We start from the raw sequence: 21,766 nt of genomic DNA, 5'->3' as shown, positions 1-21,766 counted from the left end.
TTCAGGTATTCGTATCTATTTGCTCTGGCGCAGATTCCCCAGCCAGTCCAGCATCGCCCGGGCGGTCCGTGTCTGCTGTTCTTCTTCGGTAATCGTAGCGGTACCGTCCCCCTTTTGCGCTCCATAACTGCCAAATTGGGCATGGTTACCGCCGTCAACCGACACATATACGGTATTGCCCGGTAAATAGGAACGCCCTTTGTTATAGCTCTTCTGGTCTACGACTTCATCCTGCGTCCCCAGCACAGACAAGACGGATAGCGTGGTGTCCTTCAGGCTGCCTTTCTCATCGGGATACGAGGCCAGAAAAAAAACGCCTTCCAGCTGGCCGGCATGATCTGCAGCGAAGCGTGAAGCCATTACGCCGCCGAGCGAATGTCCGCCCAGGACGAAGGACTGCTTCGGATGCACGCGGATAATCTCTTCGGCGGCATCCCCTTTGATTACAGCCAGATTAAGCGGCATTCTGGCAATGTAGAAGGGGTGACCGGCAGCGGCAACTTTACGGGCCAGTGGCGCATATGCTTCTGCCTTGACCAGTGCTCCCGGATAAAAAATTATGGAGGTGCCGAGCACCACTGAAGGGTCGAACGAGATCCAGTTGTCATTCTGCTCGACAGAGACTCCCCCGGCAGAGATCAGAGCCGTTTCCGCCCGTGCCTCCGGTGTATACGGAGTCAGATATCTCCATATAAACACCCCCGCCGTCAACAGAACCAATACCACTCCAATAAGCACACGGCGTCTGATTATATTCTTTTTCATTAGTGTTCACTCCCGATTCCTGCATACTGAAAATTATAAGGGAATCGGTGAATTCAAACAACCTTCAAGACTTCGCCACATCTGGCCCTATCCATTTCCAATGATAGCGCTTACTATTGTGATGTATTTCACAATTTATTGTCCGGAAATCATGTATTTTAAAATTAAAGTATCGTACCCTGCGCAAACCCTAATTTCATTGGAGGTTACGTCATGACCCGGGAAAGCCCGCTTAACACGCGCGGAGAGACATTTTTTCTTAATCTGCGCTTCATGCTAATTGTAACTGTCTTTGTGGCCAATGCGATCGAACCCCTGATTCAAGAAATGAGCGGACTTCACACTCTTTACCAGTGGATCTTCAGTTTTCATATGCCGCTGTTTGTGCTGGTGACCGGATACTTCGCCCGTTCAAGCTTACATGGAGCGCCAGGACGCAAAGTCCTGCTGCAGATTGCCCTTCAATATGTTATTTTTCAGAGCCTCTACTCCCTACTTGACGCCTCCCTGTTTCATGTCAATAATATACAGCATTCGTTCTTCGCTCCCTATCTGCTGCTCTGGTTCCTGGCCAGCCACATCTGCTGGCGCCTGCTGATGCTGGGCATGAGCCGCTGGACCGTCAGCGCCCAGCTGGCCTTCGCTGTTACCGCAGGGGTGGCCGTAGGTTATCTGCAACTGGACGGGATCTGGTTCAGCATCAGCCGCACCTTTGTGTATCTGCCCTTTTTTGTGATCGGATACCATTTCTCCTTCGGGGCATTCGTGAAGCTGTATCAGCGGTATGTCAAAAGCATTGCCGCCGCCGCTTCGCTCCTGCTGCTCCTTGCTCTCAGCCTGCTTGACGGTAATCTCCCCATAGGCTGGCTATACGGCAGTATGACTTATATGCAGCTTGGCGCCCATGAATGGTACGCGGGTCTGTTCCGGCTCGCAGTCTATGGCCTGCAATTCATCGCTTCCCTGGCATTTTTGGGTCTGGTGCCTTACGGGTTAAGCCGCATGACCGGCCTGGGACGCCGGACTCTCTATGTTTTTCTGCTGCATGGCTTTGTGGTCCGCACGGCGGTGATTTCCGGATTGTATACCTATATCAGTAATTCTGCCGGAGCAGCATTGCTGCTCGCCGGTGCAGTAGGATGCACGGTGCTGCTCGCCCAGCCTGCGGTCAGACGTCTGCTGAATCCGCTTGTGGAGCCGTCCGTAGAGTGGATGATCTCCCTGCAGCGTGCCGCCATCCGGCGCTCTCTATAGAATGAAGCTGCCACGCTATATCAATTTACTGAAGTCTATCCTTTACGGAATAGGCTTCTTTCTGTATATTAGCCCAGACTTTACATGCGTAACCCGCCGACAAACTTCACATTGTCCGGTAGAAAAAAGAGCTTTTTTGTGATAGACTCTCTATTAACGTTCGTAACCAATCACCGCAGAGTACGTATATTTCGGGATTGCATTGCGTTAATGCGGCACTATATTCGCTTCACCAATACTGTTAGGGGGAAAAGTCATCATGGCAAACAAGAAAATGCGATCAGATATGATCAAAAAAGGCTTCGACCGCGCTCCTCACCGCAGCCTTCTGCGGGCAGCAGGCGTTAAAGAAGAGGATTTCGGCAAACCGTTCATCGCGGTCTGCAATTCCTATATCGATATTGTACCGGGTCATGTGCATCTGCAGGAATTCGGCAAGATCGTGAAGGAAGCCATCCGTGAAGCCGGCGGGGTTCCGTTTGAATTCAATACGATCGGCGTAGATGACGGAATTGCCATGGGTCATATCGGTATGCGTTATTCGCTGCCAAGCCGCGAGATCATTGCCGACTCTCTGGAAACGGTAGTATCCGCGCACTGGTTCGACGGCATGGTGTGCATTCCCAACTGTGATAAAATCACCCCGGGCATGATGATGGGCGCACTGCGCGTCAACATCCCGACGATCTTCGTCAGCGGCGGGCCGATGAAGGCCGGCGTAGACAGCAAAGGCAAGAAGCTCTCCCTGACCTCCGTCTTCGAAGGCGTTGGTGCGCATCAGGTCGGTAAAATCAATGACGCTGAGCTGCTTGAACTCGAACAATTCGGCTGTCCTACCTGCGGTTCATGCTCCGGCATGTTCACTGCCAACTCCATGAACTGTCTGGCCGAAGCTATGGGCCTTGCGCTTCCGGGCAACGGCACCATCCTGGCCGTAGCCGAAGAACGCAGAGACTTCGTCCGCAAATCAGCAACCCAGCTTATGGAGCTGATTAAGCTGGACCTGAAGCCGCGTGATATCGTAACCCAGGAATCGCTGGACAATGCCTTCGCACTGGATATGGCGATGGGCGGCTCGACCAACACCGTACTGCATACCCTGGCACTGGCTCAGGAAGCCGAAATCGATTATCCGCTGGAACGGATTAATGAAGTAGCCAACCGCGTTCCTTATCTGGCCAAGCTGGCTCCGGCCTCCGATATCTTCATCGAAGATGTGGACCGGGCGGGCGGCGTAAGCGCCGTGCTGAACGAATTACTGAAGAAGCCGGGCGCAATCTTCGGCGATTGCATGACGGTTACCGGCAAGACACTGGCCGAGAATGTAACCGGCCATGAGATCCAGGATACATCTGTTATCCATACCATCGACAACCCCTATTCCCAAGTTGGCGGATTGGCTGTACTCTACGGCAACCTGGCTCCCGAAGGCTCCATCATCAAGGTGGGTGCCGTAGATGCTTCCGTTGGCGGCTACCACAAAGGGCCTGCCATCTGCTTCGACTCCCAGGAACAGGCGCTGGAAGGGATTGCGAACGGCAAGGTCAAAGAAGGCCATGTCGTAGTTATCCGGTATGAAGGTCCGAAGGGCGGACCGGGGATGCCGGAAATGCTGGCACCGACTTCACAGATCGTCGGTATGGGTCTTGGCGCCAAGGTCGGCCTGATCACCGATGGCCGCTTCTCCGGAGCGTCCCGCGGCATCAGCATCGGCCATATCTCGCCGGAAGCGGCCGAGGGCGGACCGATTGCTTTTGTAGAGGATGGCGACATCATCGAACTGGATCTGATTAACCGCAAGATTGAGCTGCTGGTGGAAGAAGAAGTACTGGCTGTCCGCCGCCAGGGCTGGAAAGAATTCGAGCCGAAGGTGAAGACCGGTTATCTGGCCCGTTACTCCAAGCTGGTTACCAATGCAAGCAAGGGCGGCGTGCTGAAGATCTAATCGTCAGAGCCGCAGCCTTAAGCAAATGTAATGATGAAGAGCAGTTCCAACCGCGAATGCGGCCGGAGCTGCTCTTTTTGTTGCATGGAATTGCAGCTTTGAGGCGCACAAAAAAACCGCCAGCCCAGATAGGCCAGCGGAGATTATAATCAATATAAGTGCATTAAACTGCTTAGGCTTCCTCTTCAATGAACTACCGTTGCTCCGGGCAGCTCAGCTTCAAGCGTCAGTTCCTCTTCGTGTACCCGCTCCACATGCTTATGCGGACGCCGCTGGTTCATCTGGTTCAGCAGCTGAGACACCGGCATCAGCATCATCTTGGGCACCAGTACCTCGCTGCGTACCTTGAGCCTTGCCCCGCCCGAGGGGTGGATGACGCTCAGCAGAACACTAAGGTAGAATTTGGTCGAGCGGGCGAACATGCCGCTGGGCAGATCCACCACCATGAAGCCGAATTTCTCCGGCCCGCGGTTGATCATACTCACGCCGTAGAGCGCCTTCGCTTCGGCCAGCTCGAGTTCACCGGCAATCTGCACTGCGAGCAGCGGCAGATCCTTCTCCATCCGGCGGATCATGCGGATCGCCAGCTGGGCCGGAGAACGGGAATGAATCCCCAGCTCGAACAGCTGCCTGTTGTCGATATGCAGCTCAATGACCTTGTCGCCTTTGCTCAAGGTCTCGCCGTTGTCCATCAGCACTGTATTCCCCTGATACTTGCGCAGACGGTAATGAAGGAACGGATCTGCTGGCGTTATCGTCTTGAGCTGGAACATTAGCTGGAACAGCTTCTCCCACGCCAGCCACAATCCGACAAGCAGCCGCTTGCCGAAGGACAGATGCGTGATCGGGGAGCGCTGCACCGCCTTGATCATCTCGTCAATCCGGACGCTGTGCAGTCCGCGCCGCTCGGCCTCGGCCAGCATCCGCTCCAGCGCAATCAGCATATGCTCCGGTGCATTCGGATCAGCGCCGATCGTCTTCCCGCAGTCATGCAGCAGCAGCACCTCACCCGGGCCGAGCTTCGCAATGAGCTTCTCGGTCAGCTTCTCCGCTCCAAGCTTCTCCTTCCAGTCGCCGAACATCGCCGACCACAGCACAATCTGCACCTGACGGCGTTTGGAGAAGTCGAACAGGTTCACGATTCCCCAAGGAGGACGGTAATAAGTGCTGCGCTCGCCGGTAATGGAGAAGATGATCTCGTCTGTCCGGTCGATCTGCTTCCTCACCGTGGCGGGACGCATCAGCCAGTTCGTCTTGTGCACATAATTATGAATTCCGATCAAATGCCCTTCGTCATGCATTCGCTTGATGATCTCGGGGTGCTGCTCCGCGTGCGAGCCAACGACAAAAAAGGTCGCCTTCGCATCGTAGCGTTTAAGCAGATCCAGCAGCAGCGGTGTATAATGCGGGTCTGGCCCGTCATCAAAGGTCAGGCCGTAATCCGTACGCCCGATTCCTTTGCGGAAGACACGATAACCAAATAAACGGCTGATCATACCGGGAATAAAAGCATAAAAGGTAGAGATATAAAATAGCCAGAGCAGCAAAGTCTGCATGTACAATCACCGCTTTTCCAGAGTTGACTTTGGCTCGCCTTACGTCTGTTAAGAGATAGATGTGATACGGCCAAGTAGAGTAAGTAGAAGCGACAGCTTTAAAAAACATCACCTCCTAGTTTAACACAGCTGCCAAAGAAATAGACGTTTTTTATTAAAATCGTGTACAATGAGTTGAAGTGCAGGTTACAAATTCATCTTCACAAAGGGGTCGTTTAAATCTATGCTGCCGCTGTACAAAAAATATTGGCGCACCTTTTTCGACATTGGGCTGCTTGTTCTGACCGTATATTTAGTGATGCTCGGCTTCAGTAAATTGTACCAGCTGGCTGCGCCGGTGTTCCTGTCCTTCTTTGTATTTCTGCTGATTGAGCCGCTCGCCCGCTTCCTGAACCGCAAGGGAATGGCCAAGCCCTTCGCCTCCGCGATCTCCGTGGTGCTCTTCCTGGTCATCCTGCTGGGCGTCCTCTTCGGTGCCGGACTGCTGATTACGACCCAGGCGATTCACCTCCAGAATAATCTGCCCAAATATACATACGTGGTCCAGCAGCATTTCGCACAGACTACGACCTATCTTCAGCTCAAAATCGATTCGCTTCCATCCGATGTGACGGATAAGCTGAACGGTTATTTCACAGATGCCACCAATATTCTCTCGAAGTGGATGGTCGCCTTCTTCAAATATATGGTCGGAGTGCTTGGCTCTTTCTCTTCCTTTATGGCTAATTTCGGGATTGCGATCATTCTCGCCTTTTTCCTCAGCATGGAGATTAAGGACTGGCGCCGAATTGCCCATGAGAAGCTGCCGAAGACGTTCAAGACCGCCTATGCCTTCCTGCAGGGAAATGTGTTCAAGGCTATCGGTTCTTATATCAAAGCACAGATGATCCTGATCAGCATCACCTTCGTCATTATTCTTGCTGGCCTGCTGATTCTTCGGACGGGCAATGTACTCACCATCGCGCTGGTCTGCGCCGTGGTCGATCTGCTTCCGCTGCTCGGGGTACCTGCGGTGCTGATCCCTTGGATCATCTATCTGTTCATTGTCGGCAATACGTCACTGGCTATCGGGCTCATCGTTCTGCTGGCGGTGGTAATGGTGGTTAGACAGCTGCTGGAGCCCAAAATCACAGGGAATTCGATCGGTGTCTCCTCCGCCTTCCTGATGCTCTCCTTCGTGATTCTGTCCTCCTCCCTGTTCGGGATAGCAGGACTCATTCTGTCGCCGATTCTGCTGATTCTGCTCAAGGAGCTGCTCCAGCAGGGATATCTCCAGCAGTGGATCTATCTGCCGCAGGAGGAGTTCGTCGTCTCGCCCTTCGCGGCCTCGGGGACCTCTACGGCAGGCGGTCCCGTAAGCGGCAGTCCAGCCGGGAATGCCGAGTCTAATGCGCAGCCTGCCGGTCCAGGCCCTCAGGCCCCGGTTGATCCGCCTTCCAGCCCCGACAACAGCTCGAACACCTGACCGAACAGGCGGGTGGCTGCCTGCGGACTGTCTGGAGCCACATTCTCTATCGCCACAGACACCGCATATTTCGGATGGTCAACCGGACCATAGCCGATGAACCATTGATTGTTGCGCGGCGTGCCATGCACCAGCGTCTGGGCCGTGCCTGATTTGCCGGCGAGCGGCCAAGCGGAAGGCTTCAGCATCCGGCCTGTGCCCTCTGTGACTACGCTGCGCATCATGCCCAGCAGCACACGGGCAGTGGCCGGAGCGATCCGGCCCTCCGGCGCTGGCGCCAGATGTCCCGGGAGCTCCTTAAGCGTCTGTCCATTGGCAAAAGCAACCCGCTCCAGAATCCGCGGCGCTCTCACCTCACCGCCATGCAGCAGTGTGACGACCAGATTCGCCGCCTGCAGCGGAGTGATCCGCACATCGCGCTGGCCGATCGCCGTCTGGACTCTCGCCCCGCCGTCATCCGGCAGGAGCGTGGTGAAGATAGTACCCGGCTGCTCTCCGGCCAGCGGCCGGAGCAACGGCAAACCGAGCGTATTCTCCGCCTGCCACCCGATGCTCCGGCCCAGTCCAAGGGCAAGGGCGGTAGCTTGAAGCTTCACACCGCTCAGCCGCTCGGCCAGCGTAGCAAATACAGTATTACAGGACACGGCGAACCCTTGCTTAAGCGTAAGGGCGCCGTGTCCTTTGCCGTGGGGACAGGACAATCCGTATTTCCCATATGCTCCAGCACAGAAGAAGGGCTCCTCCGGTGTGGTCAGCCCGGCTTCAAGTGCGGCAGCGGCCGTCACAATTTTGAAGATGGAGCCCGGGGCGGCCGCTTGAAGAGCACGGTTGTTCCATTCTCCACCTTGCGGTGAGACCTGCTGCGGATTGTAGAACGGCAAGGAGACCATCGCTGCGATATCACCGCTCCGGCTGTCCATTACCACAATCGCCCCTTCCTTCACCCCGGCTTCCGCCGCCAGCTGCTCAATGCTCTCCTGAAGCTTCAGATCAATTGTGGTATATAGAGACAACGGATAATAGGGGTTGCCCGGCGCCTTGACTGTGATCGGGCTTCCCGGAACCCGTTTGCCGCGCGCGTCTACCTGGGCAACAGCCTCCGTGTGCCCCACGCCCTGCAGCAGCGGCTCCAGCGTCTTCTCCAGCCCGTCTGTACCGGTTCTTGGAATTCTCAGCCCTGTAGGGGATTGAGTGACAGCTTCGCCTGAAGCTTCAGACAGATAACCGAGCCACTGTCGGCCGGATTCAGACCCGTTATATCTGCGGGCAAAAGGGAGCGCCCGGACACCTTCGATCGCAAGCGTCTCCACTTCTCTGGCTTGCGGCAGGGTCAGGGCCAGCGGCCCCGTGCCTTGGCCGGAAGGCCAGAGCAGCGGCTCCTTCAGCCCCAGCCGTCTTGCCTGCAGCTGGCTGTAGCTGACGCCAAGAATCTCCGCCAGACGGTGAAGCTGCTGGTCATCGTTATATTCACCGGCACCATGATGCCGGTGAAGCTCTTCCTCCGGCGGGAACAGCGCAGCGGTCCAGACCGTCTCTCCAGCCAGCGCCCTTCCGTGTTTGTCATACAGCCGTCCTCTTCCGCTGTCCAGCACCGTCTCCCGCTCACTTTGCAGCTCTGCCATCTGAGCTACTGTGTAACGGGTGCCGCTTACTACACTATCCTTCAGCAGCAGCTGTACCCAGGCCAGCCTGATCATCAGGCCCGCCAGCAGCATACACAGGATCAGGCATCCCCAAAAGATACGTCTATGAATCAGCTTGTGCAATTGCTATTCCTCCATCCAGTGGGCTGCAGAACCATGGCTAATATTATGCCCACCTCATGAAGCAAAATAACCCTGCGGGTGAACGATGCTAATGCCTCTCTCTACGGCCGCTTTTAAGGAGCAGTAATGGTAATGTTGCACTTTTGGGAGGAGCCCAGCACACTGTATTCGGTTTTTAGCTTACATGCCAAAAAACCGCCTTCCCTCTAGGGAAAGGCGGCGCTGATGAACGGATCACACGTTGAACTTGGATAATCGCTCCCGCAGTCTGGAGGAAGCATTCTCCAGCTTACCGGAGAGCGTAACCAGGTATTCGCTGACATTCTCCTGTTCTCCGGTCAGGGAGGCTACCTCTTCAGAGGCGGCCGAGGATTCTTCGGCGAAGGAGCTGACATTGCCTATCGTCTCTGACAAGACCTGCTGCGAGTGGTTCAGGCCGTCAATCGAAGAAGATACCGAATCCAGCCTGGTGATCAGCTGATGCATCTGCCCCTGCACACTAATGAAGATCTCACTGGTGTTCTGAACATAGTCCATCTGCTCCCCGAACAGCGGCGCAACCTCGGACAAGGCGTCTACCGTCTCATGCATATCCCGCATGATCCGGTCCGTAATCTCGCCCACCACGGCAATGGAACGCTTGGACTGCTCCGCCAGCTGGCGGATTTCATCAGCGACAACCGTGAAGCCCTTGCCCGCTTCGCCTGCCCGCGCCGCTTCAATAGTGGCGTTCAGCGACAGGATATTGGTCTGCTGGGTGATGCTCTGCATGACCTCCAGCACCTGAATGACCGATGAGGCAGTATCCTTAAGCTCATTCACCTTAAGGACCAGCTTGCCTGTCCTGTCGCCAGTCTCTTGCGTTCTGCCCAGCAGCTCCTGCAGCTTGACTACCCCCTCTGCACTCGCTTGCTCCACACTATGCGCAGTTCCGCCAATCTCATGGGCTACTGCAATGACAGCTTCCATCTTCTCCGAGATCTGAGCCGTCATCTCATTCCCCCGGTCCGCCTCCAGTGAGAGGCTGCCGGCACCGCCGGCAATCTCTTCCGTGGCTGCGGCAATATCCTTCGCTGCCACCGCTGTGTCCCGCGAGGCATTGCCAAGGGCTTCCGCTGCTTCCGTAACCTCACGCGCGGTCTCATTGGTGTGGACGACCAGCTCTGTAATCTGCTCCATCATCAGGTTGAAGGAGCCGGACAGCTGGCCTATCTCATCACGGGTGACGACATCAGTGCGTACGCGCAGATCCCCGTCTGCCCCCTTAACCATCAGATCCCGCAGCCGTGAGAGCGGACGCGAGACCATCCGTACCATCCAGAGTCCAATCAGCACGGCAACCGCGGCAGCGGCGGCCACCGCCAGGTAGGTCGTGTTAAGAATCCGTCCCGCGTCCTTGGTCAGATTGCCGGAAGGCACCACACCGAGCAGCCTCCAGCCGGAGGTATGCAGCGTGCCGTAGACCGCAAGAATGGATTTGCCCTGCTCATCTTTGGTTGGCAGAGAGCCGGAGGTGTCGCTTAAGCCGTTGAACAGAGTGCCGCCCAGACGCAGATAGGTGTCCGTCTCCTCTTGCTGGGAAGAGGCGATCAGCTCATCTGCGGACGTCAGCAGCTGGATATAGGAACCCTGGCCCAGATCAACCATTTTCAGCTGGCTGTCAAGCTCTGTAGTCTTAATATCGCAGACCGCCAGATAACCGGTTTGACCCGCTTCCGCCGCCACAGACTTAGCGAAACGCACTACTCCTGCGGCCTCTCCCTGCTTCAACGCTTCAGTAATCCACTGGCTCTGCGGCTTCTCCCGCAGCTGCTTGTACCATGCTGCATCACGGATAGCCGCCAGGAAATCATTGTCCACTTCACCGGCTCCGGCAGCGGGCAACGCTTCATCCAGCGGAACCAGATACACTGCCTGCACCCCAGGCACAGCCGAGAGCCATTGATCGAGCTCCCCGTTAATCGTCTCGGACAGCTCCGTGCGCTTCGCTGAATCTGCGGCAGCAAGACCTTCCAAGGCAATAGCCTGCTGAATATCCTCATTGTAGAACAGCTGACCCAGATTATCTTCATAGCGCAGCAGGCTCACATCCAGCTTCTCTGCCGTCTGCTCCACGGTCTGCTGATTAGCGGACAATGCATTGTTCTCAATCGTGTGTCTCGCCACAGCGTAGGAAATATACCCCAGAGACAGCACAATACCCATGGTCGCGATGAAAAAAACCAGAAAGAGCCGCATCCCCAGCGACTTGGAGGGATGCAGCCGAGAAAGAATAGAGCTACTGCGAACTGTTGAACTGCTCAAAAAACCACCGCCAGATTCTATGTATTCTTGATATTCATGATCCTATTCATGATATACCATCAGCTCCTTGGTGGCTGTGATTTTGTTGGATGCAGCAAATTGCGTCGGATGGCGGACAGGTCTAGATCTTACCAGGACCGGCATCATCGCCAACCTCTTCATGAGTATCGATTACGTAGTTAACAATCTCTTGGACAGTAGTGTAGGCAACACCAACATAGGTATCCGCAGCCCCGTAATAGATGGCAATCCGGCCGGTATCCGCATCGTTCAGCGCAGCACAAGGGAAGAGCACGTTGTTGACAAACCCTCTTTCTTCATACCACTCTTCAGGGGTCAGCACGAAGTTCCGGGAGCGGTATTTCACTCTCGAAGGCTCATCCGCATCCAGAATCACAGCGCCCATGCTGTAGACGAGACCATTGCAGGTCCCTGTAACCCCGTGATAGAACATCAGCCAGCCTTCCGAGGTCTCAATGGGCGCAGGTCCGCCGCCGATCTTGGTGCTCTGCCACCAGCCTTGTCCGCCCTTGGTCATGACATGACGGTGTTTGCCCCAGTATACGAAGTCAGGGCTCTCGCTCAGGAAGACATCACCGAACGGCGTATGTCCGCTATCGCTTGGACGGGAGAGCATGACGAAATTGCCGCCTATTTTCTTCGGGAACAGCACGCCGTTGCGGTTGAACGGCAGGAACGGATTCTCCAGGCTGATGAAATGCTTGAAATCCTGTGTCTTCGCTACACCGATGGCTGCTCCATAGAAGTCTGTGCACCAGATGATGTAATACGTATCCTCCACCTTCACCAGACGGGGATCGTACGCGTAACGAGGCATGTAAGGGTTACCTATCTCGTCTGTGAATTGGATCGGCTGCTCATCAATGACCCAATCCAGGCCGTTCACGCTGCGGCCCATCCGCAGATGGGGGCGGGTCGTGTGATCTTCCACGCGGAAGACTCCCAGGAAGCTGCCTTCATAAGCAATCACGGCGCTGTTGAAGATACGGGCGACCCCCTTCGCCGGATTGCGCTTGATCACCGGGTTATCGCTATGTCTCCAGACCGGATTATCATTCCCGGCAGGTCTGTCCTGCCATGGTATATTCGGCAGGCTGTGGCTGCCAGTCAGCTTTACTTCTCTCATAATAGAATCCCTCCAATGATAGTTGCAGCAGCCGCTGCGGTGGTGTGTTGCTCCCCGGCTTGCCGTTTTATTTGACCGACCCTTGGGCGAAGCCGTTATAAATGTATTTTTGTAGCGCGACGAACGCAATCAGCGTCGGAATGATGGCGATCATAATCGCGGCGCAGATAACCTCCCACTGGGAGCCGTAGGGTCCTTTGAATTTGAACAGTGCGGTAGATACGACCTGCAGGCTGCTTTTGGGCATATACAGAAACGGGGTGTAGAAGTCATTGTAGATATTAACACCCTTCACGATGATCACCGTCACAATGGCCGGACTCAGCAGCGGAAGAATGATTCTCCAGTAGATCGTCCAGTAGGAGGCACCATCCAGCATTGCGGATTCATCCAGCGATTCAGAGATCGAGTCCAGGAACTGCATGAAGATATAGACAGCGATAATATCGGTCCCCAGATACATCAGAATCGGCGCCCAGCGGGTATTGAACAAATCCAGAGCATTGATAATCTGAAAAGTTGCTACTTGGGTAGTTACTCCGGGAATCAGCGTAGCCAGCAGAAAAGCCCCCATCAGCGCCTTGCTGCCTCTGAATTTGAACCGGGCCAGAATATAAGCCATCATCGAACCGGTAAGTGTGGCGCCGGCGATGGAGATCAACACAATAATAATCGTGTTCATGAAGCCGAGCAGCATGTTCCCGTCTACGAAGGCTTTGGTGTAGTTGGCGAAATTCAGCCAGTTCTCCGGCAGGGTCAGCGGACCGGTTGAAGCGTACTCAGCATTGGTCTTCAAGGAGGCGAAGAAGACAACGACAATCGGGATCAGCGCCATCAGCGCACCCAGCACCAGGGAGAGATATTTGAAGAAGGCCGCCACGTTGTATTTCAAGGTATGCATCGCTCTATTTCTCCTCCTTGATCAGAATGCGCTGCAGAATGGTAACCAGAACAACGATGCCCAGCAGGACCACAGCCATTGCCGAAGCCAGCCCCAGCTTACTGTATTTGAAGGCCACATCGACGGTCTGGATGACAAAAGTGCCGCTGCCGTTGGAGCCGCCGGTCATAACGTACGGAATTTCAAACACCCCGATCGCCCCGCTGACCGCGAGGATCAGATTGAGCTGGAGGATACGCTTGATGCTTGGGATGATAATATGCCGGAACTGATGCCAGCGGTTAGCGCCGTCTATCTCCGAGGCTTCATAGATATCGCTGCCGATCGAGGAGATTGCGCCCAGGAAGATAATAAAGTTCATCCCCATATACCTCCATACCGAGGCAAAAGCGAGAGAGATGTTAATGAGCTGCGGATTCAGCAGCCATTTCTGTTGCAGCGCCCCGAGGCCAAGCAGATCAAGAATGGTATTAAGAGTGCCTTCCGGCTTGAAGAAGAACAGGAAGATGAACCCGATCGCCACACCGTTCAGCAAGGTCGGAAAGAACAGAATCCCCTTGAACCAGTTCTTCATCCGGACATTGAAGCTCAGAATCGTGGCAAAATAAAGCGCCAGCCCCATCTGGACAAAGGTGGCAAAAAAGTAATACAAGCTGACCTTGAATACGGCGAAGTACTCCGGCTTGGTAAAGATCGTCTTGTAGTTGTCGAAGCCGATATACTCCATATTTTTGCTTAGCCCGTTCCAGCTGGTGAAGCTGTACTGAAACATTTTGAGCACAGGTAAATAGGAGAACGTCAGCAGCAGTACTACAGGTACTAGCGAAAATAAAAAGATGATCAAAATCCGTTGATTTTTATAGCTCATGTTAGACAATTTGGGCACTCTCCACACCTCCAGAAAACTTACTGCTCTTAAGTCGGCTTCCATCCCTGCAAAAGTGAAGGGGATTATGCCGTTACCGGCATCTCCCCTTTCCTTTGTTCTTTAATTTACTTGGCAGTCACAATTTTGGCTCTGGCTGCTTTCCATTTATCATTCAGTTCTTTCATAATGTCATCATAGGATTCTTTCCGGTTGCCAATCGCCGCCTCGATGATTACTTTCTTGAAGTCAGGCTGCCAGAGACCGATTTCAGCTTCTTTATCAATGGCATCCACCCAGCCCTCTTCACCGGCTTTGGCTGGAGCAAGCGTGTCAAAGGTAATGTCTGTGCCTGCAAATTGCTTGAGAATTTCCGGCAATTCCGCTCCTTTTACAGGGCTCATGCCCCCGCCTTCAGTAGTCGGGTAACCGGATTCATTGATGAACCAGTCTACCCAGGCTCTGGCGGCCTCTTTGTTTTTACTGTGAAGGCTAACCCCCAGATTATAGTCGTCAGATAGAGGCACCAGGATCTTGTCGGCGTTGGTAGGGAATGGCATGAAGCCTATATCATCCGGGCTGGCAGCCAGCCCTTTAATCTGACCGATGGCCCAGGAGCCAAGCATCATCGTACCGATTTTACCGTTCGCCAGATCTGCCTTGGAGGATTCCCAGTCTGTAGTCGTCGGGTCCTCTTCGATCAGACCGTCTTTGGCTGCATCGTACATTACCTTGTACAGCTCGTAGTGCGGCTGGCCTGGAACGAAGTTATCGTCGGAGGCCACCTGGCCGATGTTGACATATTCACGGTCTCCGGCAACGCTAGCCAGATCAGCTTCCCACTGGGTCAGCGTCCAGCCCGCAGCATAGTTCGTGTAGAGAGGGACCGCATCCGTCTTCTCCTTGATGCTCTTCAGTGCGGCAGAGAACTGGTCAAAGGTTCTTGGAACCTCGGTCACTCCGGCATCCTTGAAGACCTGCTTGTTGTAGATCACGCCGGAGAAATTAACCGTAATCGGAATGCCGTAGGAAATCCCGTCTACTGTCCGCTCTTCCAGGCCTGTATATTGCTGCTCCAGATCAGACTTTTTACCCAGCGGCTCGAAGAAGTCCGGCAGATCCTTGATCGCTACGCTGGTAGGCAGCAGCAGAACATCCCCGTAATCACTGGTGCTCATGCGGATTTTGATCTGATCCTCATAGTTGGATAAGGCTTCGAAATTCACTTTAATATTTGGATATTTCTCATTGAACTTGGCGGCGTAGTCTTTGAACACGGTATCCACGATATCCGTCCGCTGCGTAATCACTGTAATATCACCCTTGAGCTCCTTCGCGGCATCTCCCTCTGGAGCGGCTGTTGCCTCCGCAGTGGTACCCGTGTTGCCGCCTGCATTGGTTGCTGCCGCATTAGTGGCATTATTGTTGTCAGATGCACAGCCGGAGAACAGCCCGGCCATCAGTGTCAGCGCTGCCAACCCGGTAACTGCTTTGGTTTTTTTCATCATATTTCTGACCCCTCTCTTCATTTGGAACGTCATAGAACAATAACAAAAAAATAACAACATAATGATCCACCCAACAAATAGAACCCTAACCATTCCAAAATACACTTAAATTGCATGTTGTTATCGCTTACATTTCCATTATAGACCGTTATAATGCTTAAAACGATGGTTTAAATTGCTTTTTCTGGTCTTCAATTTGTTATTTTTGTTATATAAAAAATACAGTAAAGAAAAACACTGCTCAATCACCTCTGAGGAGGTGAAGGGCAGTGCAAGTGTGTTCGTATCATTCTAAGAGACGCATATCATGATCTGTACCGGCCTTTATACTCCTTGGGCGTCATGCCGCACATCTTCTTGAACAGCTTATTGAAGTAGACCGGATCGTTGTAGCCGACTTTGTCAGCAATCTCATAATTCTTCAGGTCCGGATGATGGAGCAGCATCTTCTTGGCCTCCGCAATACGGATGCCGATCAAGTAGTCGGTAATGGTCTGTCCTGTCTTATGCCTGAACAGCCTGCTGATATAACTCGCATTCATTCCCACAGCCTCAGCCAGCCGCTCAAGCTCGAAATTAAGACCGTATTCCAGCTGAAGAATACTCTTCATCTGCTCTACCACATAATGCTCCCCGCCTTCAGAAGGCTGATGCAGCACTTCATCCGGGAGAGCAGCCGCAGGCGTCTGCCGGGTGGCCTCTACACTTTTGAGCAGATCATATAATTGTATCTTATCAATGGGCTTCAGCAGATAATCAAGTACCCCGAAGCGCATCGCCTTACGGGCGTAGTCGAATTCACTGAAGCCGCTCAGTACAGCTATTGGCAGCTGCTTGAGATGCGCTCTCGCCTCTTCAATCAGCTTGAATCCATCCATTCTTGGCATCTTGATATCTGTAATAAGAAGATCGATCTCTTCCAGGCTTAGCTCCTGCAGATGGTTCCAGGCCTCAAGCCCGTTGCCGTATGAGCCGATTACCCTGACTTCCACATCCATTCTGGAAGCAATCTTCTCAAGCCCGCGGCGGATCACTTCCTCATCATCCGCAATCATGATCCGGATTACCACCCTATCGCCCCCGTCATTTTATCCGCAATGATAGCGTTATCATTAATTATAAACTTTACAGATCCAATAGAAAATGTGTCTATATCCACTTTTATAGTCTTCAATTTACTTCATCCATTTCCCGCTTGAATTCCAGCCCGAAAAGGGTTATAACATGGTTATATATAGTTATTATTATATACTAATATAATCATAACAATTATAAAAAATATAACTCCCATACCAGCAAGCAATATTAAGGAGTGAACAAAACAGGATGAACAATGCAACCGAAGTATGGCGCACCCGGCTGGAAGCAGAGCTGAAAGACAATATTCTCGGCTTCTGGATGAAGCAGACTGTCGACGAAACTCATGGCGGCTTTATCGGTGAGATGGACAACAAGCTGCAGGTGATACCCGGTGCAGACAAAAGCCTTGTACTGAATGCAAGGATTCTCTGGACATTTGCAAGTGCTTACAGAATCTATGGAACGGCAGAATATTTGACTATGGCGGAACGCGCCTATGATTATCTCATTCAGCATTTCACAGATCCCGAATTTGGCGGATTCTTCTGGATGGTGGATGAACACGGTGCTGCTTCCCAGCCTAAGAAGCAAATCTACGGACTTGCTTTTGTCATCTATGCCTTGGCTGAGTACCATCATGCCACCGGCCGGGAAGACGTCCTGCGCCAAGCAACCCAATTGTTCCATTTAATTGAGAAGTACGGTTATGACTCTCTTCACACAGGGTATATCGAAGCCTTGTCACGGGAGTGGGAGATGACCGACTCCCTAAGCCTCAGTTCGAAGGACATGAATGAGAAGAAATCCATGAATACGCATTTGCATGTGCTGGAAGGGTACACCGGTTTGTACCGGGTATGGAAATCAGAAGTGCTGGGACACAAGCTCGCTGAGCTGATCGAAACCATGCTGGAGCATATCCTGGATTCGGACGGCAAGCACTTCCATTTGTTCATGGATGAAGAGTGGCGGGTGAAGTCTGAGCTTGTCTCTTTCGGCCACGACATAGAAGGAAGCTGGCTGCTCTATGAAGCTGCAGAGACCCTTGGGGACGAGGAACTGCTTGGGCGTGTGCGTAAGGCATCCCTGTCGATGGCCGAAGCCGCGCTGGCAGAGGGGATTGAAGTGGATGGCGGAATCTGGAATGAGGCCGATCGTAGCGGCTTCATCGATAAAGCCCATGAGTCCAGAGACTGGTGGCCGCAGGCTGAAGCCATGGTCGGATTCTACAATGCGTATCAGTTAACCGGAGATTCGCGGTTCCTGGAAGCCGCTGAGAACTCATGGAGCTTCACAGAGAAATATATTATTGATCATAAGCTGGGCGAATGGCACTGGGGTGTGGATGAATCCCTGCAGCCGCTGGCCCATGCACCTAAGGTGAGCGCCTGGAAATGTCCCTATCATAACAGCCGGGCCTGCTTCGAGATGATTAGACGGCTTGGCGAACCATTACATGTAGAGGAGATTATTGAATGAGCACAATCTTTGAACAACGGAAGCAGGCGTTGACGCAGCGCTATGAAGCGCTCATCGGCCGCACCAATGAGAAGCTGCCTTACGGCAACGGTATTTATGACCGCTACAGATATCCCCTGCTCACTGCGGAGCACGCCCCCCTGATCTGGCGTTACGACTTCAATGAAGAGAGCAACCCTTATTTCGCAGAGAGAATCGGAGTGAACGGCGTATTCAATCCCGGCGCCATTGAGCTGAACGGCAAATTCTACATCGTAGCCCGTGTGGAAGGCAATGACCGCAAATCCTTCTTCGCTGTCGCCGAGAGCAGCAGCGGGGTGGACGGCTTCCGCTTCTGGGATCACCCGGTAGTGCTTCCCGAGACCGCAGACCCGGATATTAACGTCTACGATATGCGCCTTGTGCAGCATGAAGACGGCTGGATCTACGGCCTGTTCTGCAGCGAACGCAAGGACCCAGACGCTCCCCCTGGTGATTTGTCCAGCGCAGTTGCCCAGTGCGGGATTGCTCGCACCAAGGATCTCAAGACCTGGGAGCGTCTCGCCGATCTTAAGACCGGCTCCGCCCAGCAGCGCAACGTGGTCCTGCATCCAGAGTTCGTTGACGGCAAGTACGCCTTCTACACGCGCCCGCAGGACGGGTTCATCGACGCCGGTTCCGGCGGCGGCATCGGCTGGGGCTTATCGGAGCAGATTGAGAATGCTGTTATCACCCGTGAGACGATTATAGACCAGCGGTACTACCATACCATTAAAGAAGTGAAGAACGGCCAAGGCCCGGCCCCGATCAGAACTCCGCTCGGCTGGCTGCACATCGCCCATGGTGTCCGGGGCACTGCTGCCGGACTGCGCTATGTGCTGTATGCCTTCTTGTCTGACCTTGCGGAGCCTAACCGCGTAACTCATGCCCCAGGCGGGCATTTCATTGCTCCGGACGGCGAAGAACGCGTCGGTGACGTATCTAACGTTGTCTTTTGCAACGGTATAATCGCCCGTGAGAACGGAGAGGTATTCATTTACTATGCCTCCTCCGATACCCGTATCCATGTAGCTACCACCACCGTAGACCAACTGCTCGATTATGTCATGAATACTCCTGAAGATCCGCTTCGTTCCTATGCTTGCGTACAGCAGCGCATCGCTTTGATCGACCGGAACTTGCAATTGAAATAACGCACACAAGCGGAAACGGTACCGTCCTTTTAGAGGACGGTACCGTTTTAGCGAGAAATAGAAGGATAAGTTATCGTGTGCAACATATAAATTCTTATATTTCAGCTAAAGCTCCACTTTGCGGAGTTATTATGCTGCTTCAAGCCCTGGGATTCTTCACAGAGTCCCGGTGGACGATATCTGCGGAGATCAGAATTTTCTCCAGCGGTACAGCGGGATTCTGGATACGGTTCAGCAGCTTCTCTACAGCTGCCCGGCCCATAGCCTCCTTAGGAACATGCACGGTTGTAAGCGGAGTAACCCCCCGCAGGGAATCCTCGATATTGTCAAAGCCTGTGACCGAAATATCAGCGGGAATACTAAGCCCGGCTTCCCGCAGCATTTCACTGACGTCGAGGGCTGTAAAGTCGTTGGCACACACAATTGCCGTAGGCAGCGTATCCGATTCTTTCCGGGTGGCTACCCAGCGTCTGAATTCGTCGCGGAGCATTTGGTCATCCATTCCCTCCAGCAGCAGTTCGTCACCTATGGCCGGGACCCTCAGATGATTCTCCTCCAAGGCGCTGCGGAACCCGATCCAGCGGTCACGGAAGCTGCGGGAGTAACGGATATTGCCGATAAAGTGAAATAGAGAATGTCCGGTGCCTATCAGATGATTGACGAGCCGGGTCATCGAATCGATGTTATTCGCAAATACAGTATCACACGGAATTAAAGCATCCTCATGGTCGATCATGACCAGCGGAAGCCCGATCCGGTGCACTTCGAGCAGGAGTGAGGTGGAGATCTGCCCTACTCCGATCAGACCGAGCAGGCCGTCAGGATTGAGCACATTAACGAAATTATCAGCCCGGTGTTCTGAAATAATCACCATGCCCAGCCCCTCCTGATCCAGCGCCAGCGCAATGCCATCGACAATTTTGCCCCAATATAGTGAATCCTGGGTCTGAGAGCGGATATTGGGCATCAGCACCAGCACGGACTGCTTATTGCGGTCTTGCTCTCCAGACAGGGAGCGGCGCTTGGGGCTTTGCACATAGGCGTTTTTTTGGGTGAAATATCCCAGCTGAGAAGCAGCTTGAATCACCCGCTCGCGGGTGGTCTCATTGACCCCCTCCTTGCCGGAGAGCGATTTGGATACGACGAACTTGGAGACCCCAAGATGATCGGCTATTTTTTGCATCGTTACTTTTTTGGCCACAACACTACCTCCAGAATTTGATCTTGCTTGTTCGCAGCCCCCGGCGGTTACGGAGCAGACTGCTGACTCATACGCGCTTCCTTCCATTTCGCATTCAACTGGTCAAAGGACTTCTGCAGATCCGGTGCCGCGAGCACATCTTGAATATAATCGCCCGACCAGAAGCTCAGCTTCGTCCGGTTCGCCAAATCGATGAACGCATCCGTCTGCACCGTAGCCTCAACCAGCTTCGGATGATAGGAGAGGAACTCGCTGTATTGCTGTAAAGCGGGTTCGTCCGAACCCTTCGCCGGAAGAAACCCCCAGTCTCTCGCATACGGCGTTTCTGTAATGAAATACTCCAGCCAAGCCATCGCAAGCTCTTTATTGCGGCTGTACCTGCTGACCCCCATGAACCAGTCGGGATTCAGCGCAGCATAGTGGACCTGGTGATTATCATAGGGAAAAGGAAAGAAGCCGATATCCTCCGGTGAAGCACCTGCATCCATAATCTGCCGGATGGTCCAGTTCCCCTGGAGATACATGCCCGCTTCCCCTTTGGCCAGCCTGGCTTTGGAGATCTCCCAGCTGTTGGAGAATAGCTGTTCCTCGACATAGCCCTTGGCCAGCATCGTCCTGGCAATTCCCAGAGCCTGCCCCCATTCGTTACCGATCTGCCAGGGGCTGTCCTCATGGACCATATCATTCAAATAATCAGGGTTACCCGTCATATAATTAACCAGGTTATTGCCCCACTCCCGCAGCGGCCAGACTGCCCCATAATTCATATACAGCGGGATAATGCCCGCCTGCTTCAGCTTGGCACAGGCCGCGTAGAACTCATCCAGCGTCTGCGGTACCTGCTCAATTCCCGCCTGCTCAAAAGCCTTCTTGTTGTAGACGATTCCGCTCGTAGTCGTACCTGTAGACAGACCGTATCGCTTGCCGCCAAAGGTTGCAAAGGTTGTGAATCGCTCCTGCGCCGCCAGCTCCCCGCTCAAAGGCTCGAAGAAAAGCTCCAGCTCCTTCGCAGGCAGATTGACCGGCAGCAACAGCACATCCCCTGTATCCTTGGTAGACAACCGGACCAGGATATCCGTGGCATAGTTAGACAGCCCCTCGAATTCCACATGCGCCTCAGGATACCGCTTCCTGAATTCATCCGCGTAGTCCCTGAAGGTCCCATTCTCAATCAGGTCAATCCGGTTCGTCAGCATCACGATGGTCCCGGACAGCCCGGAAGCCGCTTCCTCTCCGGCAGAAGCAGCCGGGACCGATTCCCGCCCTATGCTGCTCCGGCTGCTACAGCCGCTTGCCAGCAGGAGCAGCATTAGCAGCAGTACAGCATACACCGGAAAGCGTACAATCCTCCGTCTCAA

The 21,766-nt window shown here is 53.6% G+C and carries 16 protein-coding genes; 5 read left to right on the top strand and 11 right to left on the bottom strand.

Annotation, left to right across the window (positions count from 1 at the left end):
- Positions 1–15: 15 nt before the first annotated feature.
- Positions 16–765 (bottom strand): alpha/beta hydrolase, encoded by a 750-nt coding sequence (locus tag MKX51_RS07190; RefSeq protein ID WP_340991809.1) that lies wholly within the window; start codon positions 763–765, stop codon positions 16–18.
- A gap of 213 nt (positions 766–978) precedes the next feature.
- Here MKX51_RS07190 and MKX51_RS07185 point away from each other — a divergent pair, with 213 nt between their 5' ends.
- Both MKX51_RS07185 and ilvD read left to right on the top strand, forming a co-directional pair.
- Positions 979–2,019 carry an acyltransferase family protein gene (locus MKX51_RS07185; protein ID WP_340991807.1) on the top strand — a complete coding sequence of 347 codons (1,041 nt, stop codon included), beginning with the start codon at positions 979–981 and terminating at the stop codon, positions 2,017–2,019.
- A gap of 259 nt (positions 2,020–2,278) precedes the next feature.
- Positions 2,279–3,964, top strand: a complete 1,686-nt coding sequence (gene ilvD, locus MKX51_RS07180; RefSeq protein ID WP_340991805.1) for a dihydroxy-acid dehydratase — start codon at positions 2,279–2,281, stop codon at positions 3,962–3,964.
- 185 nt (positions 3,965–4,149) lie between these two features.
- On the opposite strand, the gene MKX51_RS07175 is transcribed toward ilvD, so the two are convergent.
- A complete protein-coding gene (locus MKX51_RS07175; RefSeq protein ID WP_340991803.1) occupies positions 4,150–5,520 on the bottom strand; it encodes a polysaccharide deacetylase family protein in 1,371 nt (456 codons plus the stop codon).
- A gap of 223 nt (positions 5,521–5,743) precedes the next feature.
- On the opposite strand from MKX51_RS07175, the gene MKX51_RS07170 reads away from it, so the two are divergent.
- Entirely contained in the window at positions 5,744–6,985 is a 1,242-nt protein-coding gene (locus MKX51_RS07170; RefSeq protein WP_340991801.1) for an AI-2E family transporter, read from the top strand.
- Here MKX51_RS07170 and MKX51_RS07165 read toward each other — a convergent pair.
- From MKX51_RS07165 to MKX51_RS07135, 7 genes are all read right to left on the bottom strand, one after another.
- Positions 6,934–8,751 carry a peptidoglycan D,D-transpeptidase FtsI family protein gene (locus tag MKX51_RS07165; RefSeq protein WP_340991799.1) on the bottom strand — a complete coding sequence of 606 codons (1,818 nt, stop codon included), beginning with the start codon at positions 8,749–8,751 and terminating at the stop codon, positions 6,934–6,936. The two genes, MKX51_RS07170 and MKX51_RS07165, sit on opposite strands and share 52 nt — an antisense overlap.
- Before the next feature lie 234 nt (positions 8,752–8,985).
- Positions 8,986–11,055 carry a methyl-accepting chemotaxis protein gene (locus MKX51_RS07160; protein ID WP_340991797.1) on the bottom strand — a complete coding sequence of 690 codons (2,070 nt, stop codon included), beginning with the start codon at positions 11,053–11,055 and terminating at the stop codon, positions 8,986–8,988.
- Positions 11,056–11,176: 121 nt separating this feature from the next.
- A complete protein-coding gene (locus tag MKX51_RS07155) occupies positions 11,177–12,202 on the bottom strand; it encodes a glycoside hydrolase family 130 protein (RefSeq protein ID WP_340991795.1) in 1,026 nt (341 codons plus the stop codon).
- Positions 12,203–12,269: 67 nt separating this feature from the next.
- Entirely contained in the window at positions 12,270–13,103 is an 834-nt protein-coding gene (locus tag MKX51_RS07150; RefSeq protein ID WP_340991793.1) for a carbohydrate ABC transporter permease, read from the bottom strand.
- A gap of 4 nt (positions 13,104–13,107) precedes the next feature.
- Positions 13,108–13,989, bottom strand: a complete 882-nt coding sequence (locus MKX51_RS07145) for a carbohydrate ABC transporter permease (protein WP_340942723.1) — start codon at positions 13,987–13,989, stop codon at positions 13,108–13,110.
- Between the two features lie 107 nt (positions 13,990–14,096).
- On the bottom strand, positions 14,097–15,473 hold the full coding sequence (locus tag MKX51_RS07140) for an ABC transporter substrate-binding protein (protein WP_340995544.1): 1,377 nt from the start codon (positions 15,471–15,473) through the stop codon (positions 14,097–14,099).
- A 308-nt stretch (positions 15,474–15,781) separates the two neighbouring features.
- A complete protein-coding gene (locus tag MKX51_RS07135; protein ID WP_340991791.1) occupies positions 15,782–16,546 on the bottom strand; it encodes a response regulator in 765 nt (254 codons plus the stop codon).
- 256 nt (positions 16,547–16,802) lie between these two features.
- Between MKX51_RS07135 and MKX51_RS07130 the strand changes: the two genes are divergently transcribed.
- Together MKX51_RS07130 and MKX51_RS07125 are read left to right on the top strand one after the other, a co-directional pair.
- Positions 16,803–18,035 (top strand): AGE family epimerase/isomerase, encoded by a 1,233-nt coding sequence (locus tag MKX51_RS07130; RefSeq protein WP_340991789.1) that lies wholly within the window; start codon positions 16,803–16,805, stop codon positions 18,033–18,035.
- A complete protein-coding gene (locus MKX51_RS07125) occupies positions 18,032–19,207 on the top strand; it encodes a glycoside hydrolase family 130 protein (protein WP_340991787.1) in 1,176 nt (391 codons plus the stop codon). The genes MKX51_RS07130 and MKX51_RS07125 overlap by 4 nt, the downstream gene beginning before the upstream one ends.
- Before the next feature lie 139 nt (positions 19,208–19,346).
- Here the strand turns inward: MKX51_RS07125 and MKX51_RS07120 are convergent, their stop codons facing one another.
- Positions 19,347–20,408, bottom strand: a complete 1,062-nt coding sequence (locus MKX51_RS07120; protein ID WP_340991785.1) for a LacI family DNA-binding transcriptional regulator — start codon at positions 20,406–20,408, stop codon at positions 19,347–19,349.
- 47 nt (positions 20,409–20,455) lie between these two features.
- Complete coding sequence (locus MKX51_RS07115) at positions 20,456–21,766, bottom strand: ABC transporter substrate-binding protein (RefSeq protein ID WP_340991783.1); 1,311 nt, start codon at positions 21,764–21,766, stop codon at positions 20,456–20,458.

This window comes from Paenibacillus sp. FSL M7-0420, assembly GCF_038002345.1.
Lineage (GTDB): Bacteria > Bacillota > Bacilli > Paenibacillales > Paenibacillaceae > Paenibacillus_AQ.
Note: the sequence above shows the minus strand (reverse complement) of the source record. Positions and strands in the feature narration are given on the sequence as shown.

Bases quoted from the DNA above. Each gene is read 5' to 3' on its own strand.
- MKX51_RS07125 (WP_340991787.1), top strand. From the start codon at position 18,032: ATGAGCACAATCTTTGAACAACGGAAGCAGGCGTTGACGCAGCGCTAT.
- MKX51_RS07185 (WP_340991807.1), top strand. From the start codon at position 979: ATGACCCGGGAAAGCCCGCTTAACACGCGCGGAGAGACATTTTTTCTT.
- MKX51_RS07150 (WP_340991793.1), bottom strand. From the start codon at position 13,103: ATGCATACCTTGAAATACAACGTGGCGGCCTTCTTCAAATATCTCTCC.
- MKX51_RS07140 (WP_340995544.1), bottom strand. From the start codon at position 15,473: ATGAAAAAAACCAAAGCAGTTACCGGGTTGGCAGCGCTGACACTGATG.
- MKX51_RS07175 (WP_340991803.1), bottom strand. From the start codon at position 5,520: ATGCAGACTTTGCTGCTCTGGCTATTTTATATCTCTACCTTTTATGCT.
- MKX51_RS07155 (WP_340991795.1), bottom strand. From the start codon at position 12,202: ATGAGAGAAGTAAAGCTGACTGGCAGCCACAGCCTGCCGAATATACCA.
- MKX51_RS07170 (WP_340991801.1), top strand. From the start codon at position 5,744: ATGCTGCCGCTGTACAAAAAATATTGGCGCACCTTTTTCGACATTGGG.
- MKX51_RS07130 (WP_340991789.1), top strand. From the start codon at position 16,803: ATGAACAATGCAACCGAAGTATGGCGCACCCGGCTGGAAGCAGAGCTG.
- MKX51_RS07190 (WP_340991809.1), bottom strand. From the start codon at position 765: ATGAAAAAGAATATAATCAGACGCCGTGTGCTTATTGGAGTGGTATTG.
- ilvD (WP_340991805.1), top strand. From the start codon at position 2,279: ATGGCAAACAAGAAAATGCGATCAGATATGATCAAAAAAGGCTTCGAC.